Annotated in this window: 11 protein-coding genes; 4 read left to right on the forward strand and 7 right to left on the reverse strand. The window is 72.3% G+C overall.

Annotated features, from left to right (window positions below; all coding sequences use genetic code 11):
* Positions 1–90 precede the first annotated feature (90 nt).
* The 6 genes from ACIRQF_RS18025 to ACIRQF_RS18050 all read right to left on the reverse strand — a co-directional run bounded on the left by ACIRQF_RS18025 (position 91) and on the right by ACIRQF_RS18050 (position 6,595).
* A complete protein-coding gene (locus ACIRQF_RS18025; protein ID WP_404093213.1) occupies positions 91–1,278 on the reverse strand; it encodes a YncE family protein in 1,188 nt (395 codons plus the stop codon).
* On the reverse strand, positions 1,278–2,039 hold the full coding sequence (locus ACIRQF_RS18030) for a polysaccharide deacetylase family protein (RefSeq protein WP_404093216.1): 762 nt from the start codon (positions 2,037–2,039) through the stop codon (positions 1,278–1,280). Before ACIRQF_RS18030 ends, ACIRQF_RS18025 begins: the two co-directional genes overlap by 1 nt.
* A gap of 394 nt (positions 2,040–2,433) precedes the next feature.
* Positions 2,434–2,937 carry an ATP-binding protein gene (locus ACIRQF_RS18035; RefSeq protein WP_376638372.1) on the reverse strand — a complete coding sequence of 168 codons (504 nt, stop codon included), beginning with the start codon at positions 2,935–2,937 and terminating at the stop codon, positions 2,434–2,436.
* A 133-nt stretch (positions 2,938–3,070) separates the two neighbouring features.
* Entirely contained in the window at positions 3,071–3,838 is a 768-nt protein-coding gene (locus ACIRQF_RS18040; protein ID WP_376638373.1) for an enoyl-CoA hydratase/isomerase family protein, read from the reverse strand.
* Positions 3,839–3,950: 112 nt separating this feature from the next.
* Positions 3,951–5,195 carry an Ig-like domain-containing protein gene (locus ACIRQF_RS18045; protein WP_404093219.1) on the reverse strand — a complete coding sequence of 415 codons (1,245 nt, stop codon included), beginning with the start codon at positions 5,193–5,195 and terminating at the stop codon, positions 3,951–3,953.
* Between the two features lie 182 nt (positions 5,196–5,377).
* Positions 5,378–6,595 carry an Ig-like domain-containing protein gene (locus tag ACIRQF_RS18050; protein WP_404093222.1) on the reverse strand — a complete coding sequence of 406 codons (1,218 nt, stop codon included), beginning with the start codon at positions 6,593–6,595 and terminating at the stop codon, positions 5,378–5,380.
* 160 nt (positions 6,596–6,755) lie between these two features.
* On the opposite strand from ACIRQF_RS18050, the gene glgX reads away from it, so the two are divergent.
* Positions 6,756–8,963, forward strand: a complete 2,208-nt coding sequence (glgX, locus tag ACIRQF_RS18055; protein ID WP_404093224.1) for a glycogen debranching protein GlgX — start codon at positions 6,756–6,758, stop codon at positions 8,961–8,963.
* Between the two features lie 10 nt (positions 8,964–8,973).
* Here the strand turns inward: glgX and ACIRQF_RS18060 are convergent, their stop codons facing one another.
* On the reverse strand, positions 8,974–10,233 hold the full coding sequence (locus ACIRQF_RS18060; protein WP_404093226.1) for a hypothetical protein: 1,260 nt from the start codon (positions 10,231–10,233) through the stop codon (positions 8,974–8,976).
* A gap of 136 nt (positions 10,234–10,369) precedes the next feature.
* Here ACIRQF_RS18060 and ACIRQF_RS18065 point away from each other — a divergent pair, with 136 nt between their 5' ends.
* The 3 genes from ACIRQF_RS18065 to ACIRQF_RS18075 all read left to right on the forward strand — a co-directional run bounded on the left by ACIRQF_RS18065 (position 10,370) and on the right by ACIRQF_RS18075 (position 16,584).
* Positions 10,370–12,163 carry an ABC transporter ATP-binding protein gene (locus ACIRQF_RS18065; protein WP_404093228.1) on the forward strand — a complete coding sequence of 598 codons (1,794 nt, stop codon included), beginning with the start codon at positions 10,370–10,372 and terminating at the stop codon, positions 12,161–12,163.
* Positions 12,160–14,037 carry an ABC transporter ATP-binding protein gene (locus ACIRQF_RS18070; RefSeq protein ID WP_404093231.1) on the forward strand — a complete coding sequence of 626 codons (1,878 nt, stop codon included), beginning with the start codon at positions 12,160–12,162 and terminating at the stop codon, positions 14,035–14,037. Before ACIRQF_RS18065 ends, ACIRQF_RS18070 begins: the two co-directional genes overlap by 4 nt.
* Positions 14,038–14,559: 522 nt before the next feature.
* Positions 14,560–16,584: a M4 family metallopeptidase gene (locus ACIRQF_RS18075; protein WP_404093234.1), complete on the forward strand. Its 2,025-nt coding sequence runs from the start codon at positions 14,560–14,562 to the stop codon at positions 16,582–16,584.
* Positions 16,585–16,614: the final 30 nt, after the last annotated feature.

Below are 16,614 nucleotides of genomic sequence, written 5' to 3' on the forward strand. Positions count from 1 at the left end.
GCTGCCCCGGTGGCCCGGGGCCGATCGGGACGGCCGAGGTCGTGGCGTGCGGATCAGGCCGTGAGCCGGCCTGATCCGAAAGAAGCGGCCTCAGCGGAAGATGCCCGTGTGGCCGAGGGAGTAGCGGCCGGGCTGCGGATAGACCGCCAGGCCGTGCGGGCCGCTGCCGACCGGGATGCGGGCCAGCTGCTTCCCGGTCGTGGTGTCGATCGCGTAGACCTCGGCGTCGTAGCGGCCGGAGAGCCAGAGGACCTTGCCGTCGGCGGAGACCCCGCCCATGTCGGGGGAGCCGCCGGCGGGGAGCCGCCACTTCTTGGTGAGCTTGTTCTGCGTGAAGTCGAAGACGGAGACGGATCCCTCGCCCCGGTTGGAGACGTACATCTCCCTGGAGTCGCGGGAGACGTAGAGGCCGTGGCAGCCCTTGCCGGTGGGCAGCAGCCGCGGGGTGGTGAACTTCTCGCCGTCGAGGACCCACATGCCGTGGGCCATCATGTCGGCGATGTAGAAGGTCGTGCCGTCCGGCGAGATCTTCACGTCCTGCGGCATGGCGCCCTGGAAGGGCAGCTTCTGCTGGCCGATGACCTCCATCTTCTCGGTGTCGACCTTGAGCAGCTCGCCGGAGAACTCGCAGGAGACGACGAAGTAGCGCCCGTCGGCGGAGAAGTCGGCGTGGTTGACGCCGTAGCAGCTGACCGGGACGGTCTTCTTCCGCTCCATGGTGTGGGGGTCGCGGAAGACGAGCTCGCGGTCGAGCGAGGCCATGACGATCGCGTACTTGCCGTTCGGGGTGAAGTAGAGGTTGTACGGGTCGTGGACCGCGACCGGCTTGCCGGCGACGCCGGTGGCCGGGTCGATGGGGGTGAGCGTGTGGCCGCGGTCGTTGTTGACCCAGAGGGTCTTGAGGTCCCAGGAGGGGACGACGTGCTGCGGCTGGGCGCCGACGGGGATGGTCTCGACGACCTTGTAGGTGGCGGGGTCGATGACGGTGACCGTGTTGGAGTTGGTGTTGGGGACGTAGACCCGGGAGGGGAAGTCCTTGACCACGGGGGAGAGCCGGTTCGGCCGGTCGGCGGCGTAGACGTCGTCGGACCGGAGCAGCGGCGGCATGCCGGGCAGCCCGGCGGGGGCGGCGGCCTTCGGCACGGCGGGGAGCGCGGCGGCCTTCTTGGTGCCGCCGCCGGTGTCGGCGGGGCCGGGGCTGTCGCAGCCGGCGAGCCCGAGGGCGAGCAGCAGGGTGGCGGCGGCCAGTGTCTTCGGGCGGGGGGCGAAGGTCGGCATCAGGTCAGCAGCTCCGTGGTGGTCACCGCGGAGAGGCCGCGGCGGTCGAGGTCGGCGAGGAGGAGGGGCAGGGCGGCGACGGTGTCCGGGTAGCCGAAGTGGAGGCTGACGACCGAGCCGTTGCGGATGCTCCCGGTGACGTGGGCGGCGACGGCGGCGGGGCCGGGCGAGGTGAAGTCGAGGGAGTCGACGTCGTACGAGAGCACGTGCGGGTATCCGGCGCGGTGGGCGGCGCGGCGGACGCTCTCGGCGGCGTGCTGGGTGCGGGAGGGCCGGAACCAGGTGCCGATGGAGCCGGTGAGGCGGCGCAGCCGGCGGGCGCAGCCCTCGATCTCGGCGTAGGCCTCGGCCTCGCTCATGGCGTTGACGTCGGTGTGGCGCTGGGTGTGGTTGCCGAGGTCGTGGCCGCCGTCGAGGACGCGGCGGGCCAGTTCCGGGTGCTGGTCGAGCCAGTCGCCGACGACGAGGACGGTGACCCGGGCGCCGTGCCGTTCGGCCTGGTCGAGGAGGGCGCGGGCGATCGCGGGATCGCCCTGGCCGTGGAAGGTGAGGGCGACCCTCGGGCGGTCGCGGGGGCCGTGGGTGATCTCGGTGGGGAGGCCGGGCCAGTGGCGGGGCGCGGGGGCGGCGACGGGGGCGGCGGGGGCGGGGCCCTGGGGTCGGGGCGCGGGGCAGGGCTCCGTGCCGCAGGCGGTGGTGAGGGCCCCCGCGAGGGCGGTGGCCGCGCCGGCCCGGAGGGCACCGCGGCGGTCGGTCGGCATCACGGGACCATTTAAAGGCGGGTAAGCCGGAAAGATAACGATTGGGCCGATTCAGGACGTTTGCGGGTCGCGCCAGACCGTCCACCATGCGGACGACACAGGGAAACACCCGATGAACGCCATACTTATTCATGCTTTATAAGGTGGGTGCTCTAGGTCACCAACGATTCATCGGTAAACTGTCAGCGTTTGTCCGGTTCTGCCCCAGTAGGGGCTTTTGGCGCTGAGGCCACCTGTCTGCCATAGTCGGAGACACGACCCCCATTGACCCGGGCCAGGTCGTCCTAGCGGCCGTGGATACACCCCCCCTATTCCACGGCGCACCACACGGAAGCCCCCCAGCGCCCCACCAGGGCGAACGGGGGCTTTCGTGCATCCGGAGGGACCACCCGGCTCAGCGGTCGCCGACCCGCATCTCGAACCAGGTCGTCTTGCCGCGGGGGGCCAGGTCGACGCCCCAGCGGTCGGAGAGCTTGTCGACGAGGAAGAGGCCGCGCCCGCTCGTGTCGAGCTCCCCGACCGGCATCAGGCAGGGCAGCCCGCGCGAGGGATCGCGGACCTCGATGCGGATCCAGCCGCGACGGCGGAGCATGCGGAGGGCGAAGACGCGCGCGCCCGTGTGGCGGACGGCGTTGCCGACGAGCTCGGAGACGAGCAGCACCGCGTGCTCGGCGATCTGGGGGGTGAGCCCCCAGTGGCGCAGGACGACCCACTGGGTGAGCCGGCGGGCCACCGCGGCGGACTCGGGCCGGGACGGCAGCCGGGCGTCCTCCTCGGCCGGGTTCCCGTACAACTGCAGTGCTTCCGCGGCCTGTTCGTCCTCGGCGGCCGGCACCCACCGTGCGGCGGTCGCACCGCCGCGCTGCCGCGGTTGATCCATACCTTCCAGGCCCGCCATGCCCCCATCATGGCCGGACGGAGCGGGGCGCGTGGGCGTTCCGGGGGATTCGATCCCCCGGAATCGACAATTCCACGGAGCTGCCTCCGGCATGTGCCGAAGGCAGGCGCCGTTCGTCAGAAATGCGGGGATCTCAGACGAACTTGGCCTTCCCCGGACCCTCCTCCACGAAGCTGCGCATGCCGCGCTCGCGGTCCTCGGTGGCGAACAGACCGGCGAACCAGTTGCGCTCGATGGCGAGGCCCGTGTCGATGTCCGCCTCCAGGCCCTGGTCGATCGACTCCTTGGCCGCGCGCAGCGCGATGGCCGGGCCCTGGGCGAGCTTGGCGGCCCAGGCGTGGGCCTGCTCGTAGACCTCGGCGGCCGGGACGACCCGGTCGACCAGGCCGAGCGTGAGGGCCTCGTCCGCCTTCACCATGCGGCCGGTGAAGATGAGGTCCTTGGCCTTGGAGGGGCCGACGAGACGGGCCAGGCGCTGGGTGCCGCCGGCGCCCGGGATGAGGCCGAGCAGGATCTCGGGCTGGCCCAGCTTGGCGTTGTCCGCGGCGATCCGGTAGTCGGCGCACAGCGCGAGCTCGCAGCCGCCGCCGAGGGCGTAGCCGGTGACGGCCGCGACGACCGGCTTCGGGATGCGGGCGACCGCGGTGAAGGCGTCCTGGAGCCCTCGGGACCGCTTGATCATGGCCGCGTGGTCCATGACCTGCATCTCCTTGATGTCCGCGCCGGCCGCGAACACCTTCTCGCCGCCGTAGAGGATCACGGCCCGCACGTCGTCGCGGTCGGTCGCCTCCTGGGCCAGCTCGCGGAGCCGGTCCTGGGTGGCGATGTCCAGGGCGTTCATCGGGGGGCGGTCGAGGCGGATCGTGCCGACGCCTTCGGCGACTTCGAGGTTCACAGTCATGGTCCGAAGGTTAGCCGCCGTTAACGACGCGGGCCCCGGTGCCGTTGGTCACAGCACCGGGGCCCGCGTCGAGGAGAGCGACACCCCGCGGGGCGTCACGTCCGAAGGCGTGTCAGGCCTTCCACTCCGACCAGGACATGTTCCAGCCGTTGAGGCCGTTGTCCGGCTGGATCTGCTTGTCCTTCGAGTTCTTCACGACCACGACGTCACCGATCAGCGAGTGGTCGTAGAACCAGGCCGCCGGCGTCGAGCTGTCCCCGGCGCCGCGCGAGTCGCGCAGACCGACGCAGCCGTGGCTGACGTTGGAGGAGCCGAACGTCGAGGACGAGGCCCAGTAGTTGCCGTGCACGAAGGTGCCGGAGTTCGACAGACGCATGGCGTGCGGCACGTCCTTGATGTCGTACTCGCCGCCGAAGCCCACGGTGGCACCGTTCATGCGGGTCACCTTGTACTTCTCGCTGATGACCATCTGACCGTTGTACGTGGTCGTGGACGGCGCGCCCGCGGTGATCGGCAGGGTCTTGACGACCGCGCCGTCACGCTCGATCTTCATCGTGTGGGCGGAGGCGTCCACCGTGGAGACCTGGCGGCGCCCGATGGTGAAGGAGAAGGTCTTCTTCTGCTTGCCGTACACGCCCGGGCGGCCCTCGACGCCGTCCAGGTTGAGCTTCACGGTCACCTTGGTGCCCGCGGCCCAGTAGTCCTCCGGACGGAAGTCGAGCCGGTCGTTGCCGAACCAGTGGCCCTCGATCTCCACGGCCGGCTCCGCCGTCACCTTGATGGCGCGCTCGACGGCCTCCGGGTCGGTGATGCCGCGGGTGAAGTTGATGGAGACCGGCATGCCGACGCCGACGGTCTCGCCGTTCTCCGGCTTGTAGTGGCCGACGAAGGTGTTCTTCGGGGTGAGGGTGGAGAAGGTGGTGTCCTTCGCCGACTCACGGCCCTCGGTGTCCTTCGCGATCGCGTGCACCTTGTACTGGGTGCTCGCGGCCAGGTGGCCGAGCGGCTCCCAGCTGCTGCCGTCGGCGGACAGCTTGCCCTCGACCGCGTTGCCCTCGGTGTCGGCGACCGTCACCGTGGTGAGCTTGCCCTGCTCCGCGGTCACCTTCAGCGCGCCGCTGGTGGCGACCGAGTCGGCGCCGTCCTTCGGAGCGACCGTCACCACGGCCTGGGAGGCCGCGATCTCCTGCTTGCCGCCCGCGCCGCCGGAGTCCTGGCCCCCCTTGGCGTCGCCGCCGGTGCCACCACCCCCGCACGCGGTCAGGACGAGGAGCAGCGTCCCCGTCGCCAGCGCCCCGAGGCGGGCGCCACGGCGGCGTCGTCCGGTGGTCGTCCCGGATATCGGCTGCCCGTTCACTATGGTGTTCTCCCCTCACGCGACCCGGCACTGCCTGGGCCCCACCCCCGTGCGCATACTCCCGCGCACACGGCGTTAGATAATCACACCCCAGGACACGAAAGTTCCTCGTGAATGTCACCGTTCAGTCCCAGTTGGCGTGATAGGGAGGGCGGGGAGGCGCCCCGGGCCCGCCGTGGGGCTCAGCGCAGCGCGGAACCGGCCTTCCAACGGCTCCATTCCAGGTTCCAGCCGCCCAGCCCGTTGTCCGGGTCGACCTGCTTGTCGCGCGAGTTCACGACCTCCACGACGTCCCCGATCAGGGTCCGGTCGAAGAACCAGCCGGCCGGGGTGTCCGAGCCGCCGCCCTTCACGTCACGGAGCCCGACACAGCCGTGGCTGACGTTGGCCGAGCCGAACGTCGACTCCGCCGCCCAGTAGTTGCCGTGCAGGAAGGTCCCGGAGTCGGTGAGCCGCATCGCGTGCGGCACGTCCTTGATGTCGTACTCGCCGCCGAAGCCGACGGTCCGTCCGTCCATCCGCGTCACGTCGTACAGCTCGGTGACCACCATCTTGCCGTTGTACGTGGTGGTCTTCGGCGCCCCGGCCGTCACCGGCAGGGTGGTGAGCACCCCGCCGTCCCGGCGGATCTCCATGGTGTGCTTCTCGGCGTCGACGAGCGAGACCTGCGAGCGGCCCACCGTGAAGCCGACCGTCTTGCGCTGGATGCCGTACACGCCCGGGGCGCCCTCGACGTCGCGCAGCGCGAGCTCGACGGTGACCTTGGTGCCCGGCTTCCAGTACGCGGCCGGGCGGAAGTCGAGGCGGTCCTTGCCGAACCAGTGGCCGACGACCTCCACCGGCGGGTCCGAGGTGATCCGGACGGCCCGCTCGACCTCCGCCCGGTTCTCGATCTCCCGGTTGAAGGAGAAGGAGACGATCATGCCGGTGCCGACCGTGGAGCGGTTCTCCGGTTTGAAGTAGCCGATGAAACGGTGCTCGGGGACGACGGTCGTGAAGGTGGTGTGCCGGGCCGAGCGCCGCCCGTGCGCGTCGAGCGCGACGGCGTCCACGCTGTACTTGGCGGCCAGCGCGAGCCGGGTGCCGGCCAGGGGCCGCCAGCGCAGCCCGTCCGTCGAGATCTCCCCCGCCACCTGGGTCCGCTGCGCGTCCTCCACCTGGACGACGCTCACCCGCTCCAGGCGCCCGCTGTCCACCTCGATCTCCAGGGGGCCGTCGGCCGACACCCCGCGGCTGCCGTCCTCCGGGCTCACCCGGATCACGTCCCCGGGCGCCCGCGCCTTGCCCGGGAGCGTGAGATCGACTCCCCCGCCGCCGTCCGGTCCGGTGCAGCCCGCGAGGCCCGCGAGGAGGGCCGCGACGGCGAACGCGTACCCCGCCCGCTTCAGTACAAGAGTCACGCTCAGCCCAACGACGGCCACCCTCCAGGGGAAACGTGCGCGCCCGGCATGTTGGGAGCACGGCCGTGCGGGCAGAACAGGTGGGAGGACCACGTGCGGGGTGCCGCGGCCGGGACGCCGCGGCCCTCCTCGCGTAGGAGAGCCGCGGGAGGCCGGGACGGTGTCGAGCGCAGCCGAGCAGGAGGCGGTACGTCAGCATGCCCGCGCCCCGGAGGGGCGGCCGGGCCGGGTGGTGTGGCCGGGTGCGCCCACGCCGCTCGGCGCCCGGTGCCGGGTCGGGCCCGACGGGGTCGCGGGCACCAACTTCGCGCTGTGGGCGGGCGGGGCGGAGGCGGTGGAACTGTGCCTGTTCGACCCCGACGGCACCGAGACCCGCCTGGAGCTGACCGAGCTCACGCACGAGATCTGGCACGGCTTCGTGCCGGGCGTCGGCCCCGGGCAGCGCTACGGCTACCGGGTGCACGGCCGGTGGGACCCGTGGACCGGGGCCCGCTGGAATCCGGCGAAGCTACTCCTCGACCCGTACGCACGGGCCGTCGACGGGGAGTTCTCGCTGCCGCCCGAGGTGTACGGGCACGTGCGGGACTGGCCGCAGCAGCACGTCGCCGACACCGTGCGCGACGAGCGGGACTCCGCCCCGCACGTGCCCAAGGGGGTGGTCGTCCAGGACGACGACGACTGGTCCGACGACCGCCGCCCCAAGACGCCGTGGCCCGACTCGGTCATCTACGAGCTGCACGTGAAGGGCTTCACGCGGCTCCACCCCGGCATTCCGGAGCATCTGCGCGGCACCTACGCGGGGCTCGCCCACCCGGCCGCCATCGAGCACCTCACGGAGCTCGGGGTGACCGCGGTCGAGCTGCTGCCGGTGCACCAGTTCGCGCACGAGGACCATCTGCTGCGGCGGGGCCTCGGCAACTACTGGGGGTACAACTCGGTCGGCTACTTCGCCCCGCACGCCGGGTACTCGTCGTCCGGCACCGCCGGGCAGCAGGTCGGCGAGTTCAAGCGGATGGTGCGGGCGCTGCACGCGGCCGGCATCGAGGTCATCCTCGACGTGGTCTACAACCACACGGCGGAGGCGGGCGAGCTCGGTCCCACCCTGTCCCTGAAGGGCATCGACAACCGCGGCTACTACCGGCTGCAGTCCGACGCCCGCCGCTACGCCGACTACACCGGCTGCGGCAACACCCTGCACGTGGTGCAGCCCCAGGTGCTCCGGCTCATCACCGACTCGCTGCGCTACTGGGTGACGGAGATGGGCGTGGACGGTTTCCGCTTCGACCTGGCGGCGGCCCTGGCCCGTTCCTTCCACGACGTCGACATGCTCTCCCCGTTCCTCGCCGTCATCGCCCAGGACCCGGTGCTGCGCCGGGTCAAGCTCATCGCCGAGCCGTGGGACGTCGGCAACGGCGGCTACCAGGTGGGCTCCTTCCCGCCGCTGTGGACGGAGTGGAACGACCGCTACCGCGACGCCGTGCGGGACTTCTGGCGCGGCGCCCTGCCCGACGTGCGGGACCTCGGCTACCGGCTGTCCGGCTCCAGCGACCTGTACGCGTGGGGCGGCCGGCGCCCGTACGCCTCCGTCAACTTCGTCACCGCCCACGACGGCTTCACCCTGCGCGACCTCGTCACGTACGAGCGCAAGCACAACGAGGCCAACGGCGAGGGCAACCGGGACGGCACCCACGACAACCGCTCCTGGAACTGCGGCGCCGAGGGCGAGACCGAGGACCCGGCCGTCAACACGCTGCGCCGCCGCCAGCTGCGCAATCTGATGACCACGCTGCTGCTGTCGACCGGCGTGCCCATGCTGGTCGCGGGCGACGAGATGGGCCGCACCCAGGGCGGCAACAACAACGCCTACTGCCAGGACAACGAGATCGGCTGGCTGGACTGGACGCTCCCCGAGGACCCCGGCCGCGCCCAGCTGCTCGCCCTCACCCGCCGCCTCCTGGAGCTGCGCCACCGGCACCCGGTGCTGCGCCGCCGCGCCTTCTTCTCGGGCCGGGCACAGGCCGACGGGCTGCGCGACCTGGCCTGGTTCACCGCCGAGGGCGCCGAGATGACCGAGGGCGACTGGTACGCCCCCGCCGCCACGCTCGGCCTCTACCTGTCGGGCCGCGACATACCGGGCCGTGACGCCCGCGGCGAGCAGGTCACCGACGACAGCTTCCTCGCCGTCCTGCACGCCGGTCACCGTCCGGTGGACTACCGGCTCCCGGGCCCGCCCTGGGCGGAGTCGTACGAACTCCTCCTGGACACCGCCCTGGAGGAGCAGTCGGCCGCCCCGGGCACGGTGCACCGGGGCGGCGGGACGATCACGGTGGCGGGTCGCTCGGTGGTGCTGCTGAGGGTGGGGGGCTGACGAGCGCCCGCTAGGAGGTGAGCACGTAGCAGGTGAAGGCGCCCTCGACGTCGGCGTCCGGGCCGGTGTACGGGGAGCTGGAGCTGCCCGCGCCGTACGAGTAGTACGTGCCGTGCGGACGGGCGTCGGCGACCCAGGCGGCCGGCGCCGAGCGGAACTTCGTGCCGCAGCGCTCGCCGGCCTTACGGTTGGCGACGCCGTCCGGGTTGCCCTGGACGGTCTCCTTCACCGTCACCTGTCCGAAGACCCGCAGGTCCGCGGTCTTCCCGCAGGGGACCACCCGGACCAGGTCGAGGCTGCCGCCGAGGCCGGTGTCGGTCGAGCCGCAGGAGCCGGGCCGGACCTCGGTCAGCGGGGTGAGGGCCTTCTCGGCGTCCTCGGTCCTCGTCTCCCGACCGGCCTCCGGGCCGGGCAGCCGGGTGCTGCCGAGGCCGCTGAGGGAGTACTCCGCCTTGAGGGAGGTCACGCCCTCGAGGACGCCCTCCGCGTGCATGACCTTCAGGACGGGCGTGTAGTCGGCGCTCGCGCGCAGGAGCCGGCCCCGCGCGTCTAGCACCACGGTCAGCGCGACCCGCTCGCCGCCCCTGGCGTACGTCAGCGGGTCCCGGAGGAAGTACGGCAGCGCCGGCGCGGCGGTCTGGGGCGCCACGGTCAGCTCGTACGTACGGCTGCCGTCCGCTCCCTTGACGGGCTGCTGCGTCGCGTCGGCGGTCCGTACCACCTCGGCGAGGGTCCCGCCGTACGGCGCGGTCTCGCCGGCCCGGTCGAGGATGCCGCCGTAGAGGTCGACGACGTCCATGGACGCCTGCGAGGAGTAGCGCAGCCAACCGCCCTGCCGGGTCCGGTAGTCGACCTGGCCGCCCTTGATCACGTACGTCTCGGACACGGGCGCCGCGCCGGGCCGGGCGCCCAGGTCCTCCGCGGCTTCCGCGGGGAAGCGGCGCGGGACGCTCAGCTCGCGCTCGGCGCGGGCGGCGTCCGCGGTGTAGTCCTGCGTGCCGGTCGCGCGGTCCACGGCGGTGCCGTGGGCGGAGCCGTAGCGGAGCGTCGAGGTGAAGGCCGCGTTGCCGGCCGCCGTGGTGGCCTTGGTGGCCGCCTGGAGCTGGTCGTCGAGGCGTACGTCGAAGACGGGTGTCACGGTCGGCGACGGAGTGGCGCCGGTGGTGCCGCCGCCTCCGGACTGGCAGGCCGCCAGCGCCGTGAGCAGCAGCGGTACCAGGGCCGCCGCGGCGCGCCGGCGCCCGGTCGTGTGGTCGTGCGTGGTCCCCACCGTGGTGTTCCTCATTCCCGCCCCAGGATCGATGGCGGGTGATCCTACGCGACGGGCGGCCGGAGGGCGGCGCGGCGGCCCGTGGGCCGGAAAACCACGTGAGCGATGTCAGGGGTGAACCCTAGGCTCGGACCTGATGCCTTCAGAACACACACCCCCCAAGGACCCGCACGCACGCTCGGCCGTGCGCGCGCTGCTGCGCCTGTGGCCGTACGTCCGGCCCGTGCGCGTACGCCTCTTCACCGCGGCCGTCGTCGCGACCGTCGCGTCCTGTCTGTCGCTGGTCATCCCGCTCGTCCTGAAGTGGCTGGTCGACGGGCCGGTCACGGACGGCGACACCACCGGGGTCTGGCTGGGCGCGCTGTACCTGCTGCTGCTGGGCATCGCGGAGGCGCTGCTCTTCGGCCTCCGGCGCTGGCTGGTGGCCCGCCCGCTGGCCGGGGTCGAGGCGGCCATGCGCGGCGCCCTGTACCGGCGGCTGCAGCGGCTGCCGATCGCCTTCCACGACCGGTGGGCGTCCGGCCAGCTCCTGTCGCGCGGCACCACGGACCTGATGATGGTCCGGATGTTCCTGGCGTTCCCGCTGACCTTCCTGCTGGTCAACGGCGTGACGATCCTGGCCGGTTACGTGGTGCTGCTCGCCCAGGACTGGTCGCTCGGCCTGGTGCTGCTGACGCCGGTGGCGCCGATGGTGGTCCTCTGTTCGGTCTTCGAGCGGCGGTACGCGGTCGTGGCGCGGCGGGCGCAGGACCAGGTGGGCGATCTGACGACGGTCGTCGAGGAGAGCGTGCTCGGCATCCGCATCGTCAAGGGCTTCGGCCGGCACCGCAGCCAGGCGGAGGCGTTCCGGATCCTGGCGGAGCGGCTGCGCGGCACGGAGCTGGGCAAGGCCCGGCTGCTGGCCGGGATCTGGGCGCTCATCACGCTGCTGCCGGAGGTGGCCGTGGGCGCCGCACTGGTGATCGGCACGGTGCAGGTCGCGGACGGGGACCTGTCGGCGGGCACGCTGGTGGCGTTCCTGTCGACGGCGCTCGCGCTGCGCTGGCCGGTGGAGTCGATCGGCTTCCTGCTGGCGATGAGCCAGGAGGCGGCGACGGCGACGGAGCGGTACTTCGAGGTCATGGACGCGGCCGAGGAGACGTCGGCGGACACCGGGGACGAGCCCCGCGCGGACCGGGTCGCGGACGGGGTGCGGTTCGAGAACGTCACCTTCCGCTACCCGGACGCCCCCGCGGACGCCCCGCCCGTGCTCGACGGCGTCGACCTGCACATCCGGCCCGGCGAGACCATGGCACTGGTCGGTGCGACCGGTTCCGGCAAGACCACGCTCACCGCGCTCGTCCCGCGACTGCACGAGGCGACCGGCGGGCGGATCCTGCTCGACGGCGAGGACATCGCGCTCATGGGGCGGGAGCGGCTGCGGACCCTGGTGTCGATGGCGTTCGAGGAACCGACCCTGTTCTCGGCGAGCGTCGGCGAGAACGTGCTGATGGGGGCGGGTCCGGACGCGGCCGGTCCGGAGCTTCGGCGCGCGCTCGCCGTCGCCCAGGCCGACGGCTTCGTCGACCGTCTCCCGGACGGCGCCGCGACCGAGGTCGGCGAGCAGGGCCTGAGCCTGTCGGGCGGGCAGCGGCAGCGGCTCGCCCTGGCCCGCGCGGTCGTCGGCAACCCGCGCTTCCTGGTCCTCGACGACCCGCTGTCGGCGCTCGACGTGCACACCGAGGCCCGGGTCGAGGCGGCCCTCCGTGAGGTGCTGCGCGACACGACGGCCCTGGTGGTGGCGCACCGCCCGTCGACCGTGCTGCTCGCCGACCGTGTCGCCCTGCTGTCCGGCGGCCGGGTGACGGCGGTGGGGACCCATCACGAACTGCTGGGCAGCAGCGCGGAGTACGCCTGGCTGATGTCCGGCGAGAGGAACGAGGAGCGATGAGCGACGCGGGGACGCAGACCCGGCCGGCCGACCGGACGGCGGACGAGCCGGAGCCCACCGCCCCGGCCGCCCCGGCGCCCGGCACCGATCCCTTCGACCAGGACGACCTGCCCGCCCCGCCGGGGGCCACCGGCCGCCTGCTGCGGTCGCTGCTCGCAGCGCACCGGGCGCGGGTCGTGGTGGCCGCGGTGCTGCTGCTCGTCCAGCAGGCGGCGCTGCAGGCGGGACCGCTGCTCGTGGCGTACGCGATCGACCGGGGGGTGCCGGCCTTCCGGGACGGCGACCACGGGCCGCTCGTCGCGGTGGCGCTCGGGTACCTGGCGTGCGCGGCGGGCGGCGGGCTGCTGCAGTACGCCTTCATCCGGGTCGCGGCCCGGGTCAACCAGGCGGTGCTGCTCGACCTGCGCGGGCGGATCTTCCGGCACGCGCAGGTCCTCAGCGTCGACTTCCACGAGCGCTACACCTCCGGCCGGCTGATCTCCCGGTCCACCACCGACGTGGAGTCACTGCGGGAGCTGCTCAACGAGGGGCTCCAGGAGCTGGTCGTCGTCGTGCTCTCGTTCGTGTCGATCTCGGCGATGCTGCTCTGGCTCGACCTGGGCGTCGGCGCGGTCGCGGTGGCCTCCTTCGGGCCGCTGTACCTGCTCGTACGGCTCTACCGGCGCCGTTCGGCCGTGGTCTTCGCGGCGCGCTCCACGGCGATCGCCAGGGTGATTGTGAAGTTCGCGGAGACGATGAACGGCATCCGCCCGGTGCGGGCCTTCCGCCGGGAGGAGGCCAACGACGCCGAGTTCGCCGTGCTCAACAAGCGCCACGCGCGCAGCAACGGGGACGCGCTCCTGGAGATGGCCCGTTACGTGGTCGGCTCGCGGCTGGTCGCCAACACCGCGGTGGCCGGCATGTGCCTGTGGGGCGCGTGGCGGGTCGCGGACGGCTCCCTGGAGCTCGGTGTGCTCGCGGCGGCGGTGCTGTACGTGCGGCGGCTGTACGACCCGATCGACCGGCTGGGCATGTTCCTCAACTCCTACGAGTCGGCGGCCGCCTCACTCACCAAGATCGCGGGCCTGCTGGCCCAGGAGCCGGGCGTCCCCGAGGCGGTGGCGCCGCGGGAGCTGCCCGCGCGGACCGGCGCGCCGGGGCGCGCGGTGGTGTTCGACGGGGTCCGGTTCGCGTACCGGACGGGCGGCGAGGTGCTGCCGCGCCTCGACCTGACGATCCCGGCCGGCCAGACGGTCGCCGTCGTCGGGGCGACGGGCGCGGGCAAGTCGACGCTCGCGAAGCTGCTGGCCCGGTTCTACGACCCGACCGAGGGCCGGGTCCTGCTCGACGGGGTCGATCTGCGCGAGCTCGCCACGCCGGAACTGCGCCGGGGCGTGGTGATGGTGACGCAGGAGGCGTTCCTGTTCTCGGGGACGGTCGCGGAGAACATCGCGATCGGGCGGCCGGAGGCGAGCCGCGCGGAGATCGAGGAGGCGGCGAAGGCGATCGGCGCGCACGACTTCATCGCGGGACTGCCGGACGGCTACGACACCGACGTCCGCAAGCGCGGCGGCCGCATCTCGGCCGGTCAGCGCCAGCTGGTCGCCTTCGCGCGCGCGTTGCTGGCCGATCCCGCGGTGCTGATCCTGGACGAGGCGACCAGCTCGCTGGACGTGCCGGGCGAGCGGGCGGTGCAACGGGCGATGGACACGGTGCTCGCGGGCCGTACGGCGGTGGTGATCGCGCACCGGCTGTCCACCGTCGAGGTGGCGGACCGGGTGCTGGTGATGGAGGCGGGCCGCGTGGTGGAGGACGGCTCGCCCGCCGAACTGGTCGGCGGCGAGGGCCGGTACGCCGGTCTGCACCGGGCCTGGCGGGACAGCCTGGTCGGCTGAGCCGCGGGGGCGGCGACCGCCGCCCCTGCCCCTCACCCGGACCCCGAGCGCCGTGATCCGGTCGAGATGGAGGAGAGGGCGGAGGCCCTCTCCTCGCGCCGGCCCGCCCCTCCGGAAGGCCCGTCCGTCGCCGGGGCACGGCCTTCCGCCGACCGCGGGCGGTCCCGCCCGGCGAACACCCGGCGTCTCAAGGAGTGGAAGGGTGCGGACGGACGCCCTTGTAGGGCACGGCGTGACGTCACCCGGAGCTCCCATGCTGTGACACCGGCAGCGGGGTGCGACACCGGCTCCGTTGCCATTGCCGAAACGTCCGCTTAACGAACAGCGACGCACGGGCAACGAACGATTTCCGGCCAACTTGTTGACGCGGTCCTGACAGGCGAGGCTCCCAACTGCCAATCTCTCCCCCGGCTCTTCGCAACAACGTTCACCGCTTCACCCGTACGTGCTCCACAGCTCTGTTTGCTCTGCCCGGGCGGCCTCACCCAGCCCCCCGGTACCCCCCTCGCAAAAGGAGTCTGCGTGAGATCCACGCCCAGCCGCCGTGCCACCGCGACCGGCGCACTGATCGCTGCCGCCGCCATGATCGCCGTCGGCGTCCAGACCGGCACCGCCGCCGCCGACCAGTTCGGCGCCGCCCCCCAGGCGCAGGCCGCGTCCAAGGCCAACCCCGGCAAGCTGCCGGCCGACCTCTCCCCGGCCCAGCGCGCCGCGCTGATCCGCGCCGCCCAGGCGGACACCGCCGCCACGGCGAAGCAGCTCGGTCTCGGCGCCCAGGAGAAGCTGGTCGTCCGTGACGTCGTGCAGGACCGCGACGGCACGACCCACACGCGCTACGAGCGCACCTTCGCGGGCCTTCCCGTCCTCGGTGGCGACCTGATCGTCGCCGAGACCAAGGCCGGCGCCACGACCTCCGTCTCCAAGGCCACCCGCGCCGACATCACGAAGGTGGACACCGCCTCCGCGACCGTCGCGCCGGCCGCCGCCGAGAAGCAGGCGCTCGGCCGCGCGAACGCCGAGGGCGCGAAGAAGACCAAGGCCGACCGCGCCCCGCGCAAGGTCGTGTGGGCCGCCAACGGCACCCCCGTCCTCGCGTACGAGACCGTCGTCGGCGGCCTCCAGCACGACGGCACCCCGAACGAGCTGCACGTCGTCACGGACGCCAAGACCGGCGCCAAGCTGTACGAGTGGCAGGCCATCGAGACCGGCATCGGCAACACGCAGTACAGCGGCCAGGTCACCCTCGGCACCGCCCCGTCGTACACCCTGACCGACACGGGCCGCGGCAACCACAAGACGTACGACCTCAACGGGGGTACGTCGGGCACCGGGACGCTGTTCAGCAACACCACGGACACCTGGGGCAACGGCACGACGTCCAACCGGGCCACCGCGGGCGCCGACGCGCACTACGGCGCCGCGCTCACGTGGGACTACTACAAGAACGTGCACGGCCGCACCGGCATCCGCGGTGACGGCGTCGGCGCGTACTCCCGGGTCCACTACGGCAACGCGTACGTCAACGCGTTCTGGTCGGACTCCTGCTTCTGCATGACCTACGGGGACGGGTCCGGCAACACCAAGCCGCTGACCTCGATCGACGTGGCCGCGCACGAGATGACGCACGGCGTCACCTCCAACACGGCCGGCCTGGTCTACAGCGGCGAGTCCGGCGGCCTCAACGAGGCCACCTCGGACATCTTCGCGGCGGCCGTCGAGTTCTACGCCAACAACTCCTCCGACCAGGGCGACTACCTCGTCGGTGAGAAGATCGACATCCGGGGCAACGGCACGCCGCTGCGCTACATGGACAAGCCGAGCAAGGACGGCTCGTCCAAGGACGCGTGGTACTCGGGCATCGGCTCCATCGACGTCCACTACTCCTCGGGCCCGGCGAACCACTTCTACTACCTGCTCTCCGAGGGCAGCGGCGCCAAGACCATCAACGGCGTGAGCTACGACTCGCCGACCTCCGACGGCCTGCCCGTCACCGGCATCGGCCGGGACAAGGCGTCGCTGATCTGGTTCAAGGCGCTCACCACCAAGTTCAGCTCGAACACCAACTACGCCGGCGCCCGCACGGGCACCGTCGCGGCGGCCACCGAGCTCTACGGCGCGGGCAGCGCCGAGGTCACGGCCGTCGAGAACGCCTGGGCCGCCATCAACGTGGGCACCCGTCCCGGCGGTGGCAACCCCGGTGGCAAGGTCTTCGAGAACACCGCCGACGTCTCGATCCCGGACAACGGCGCCGCGGTGACCTCCTCGGTGACCGTCTCCGGTGTCACCGGCAACGCCCCGAGCAACCTCTCGGTCGGTGTGAACATCGTCCACACCTACATCGGTGACCTCGTCGTCGACCTCATCGCCCCCGACGGCTCGGTCTACAACCTGCACAACCGCTCCGGCGGCAGCGCCGACAACATCAACCAGACCTACACCGTGAACGCCTCCTCCGAGGTCGCCAACGGCGTCTGGAAGCTCCGTGTCCAGGACAAGGCGTCCATCGACACCGGCTACATCAACAGCTTCAAGCTGACCTTCCCGTAAGGGGCAGGCCACGCCGGAAGTGATCTGACG

This window comes from Streptomyces sp. NPDC101191 (assembly GCF_044767915.1).
GTDB lineage: Bacteria > Actinomycetota > Actinomycetes > Streptomycetales > Streptomycetaceae > Streptomyces.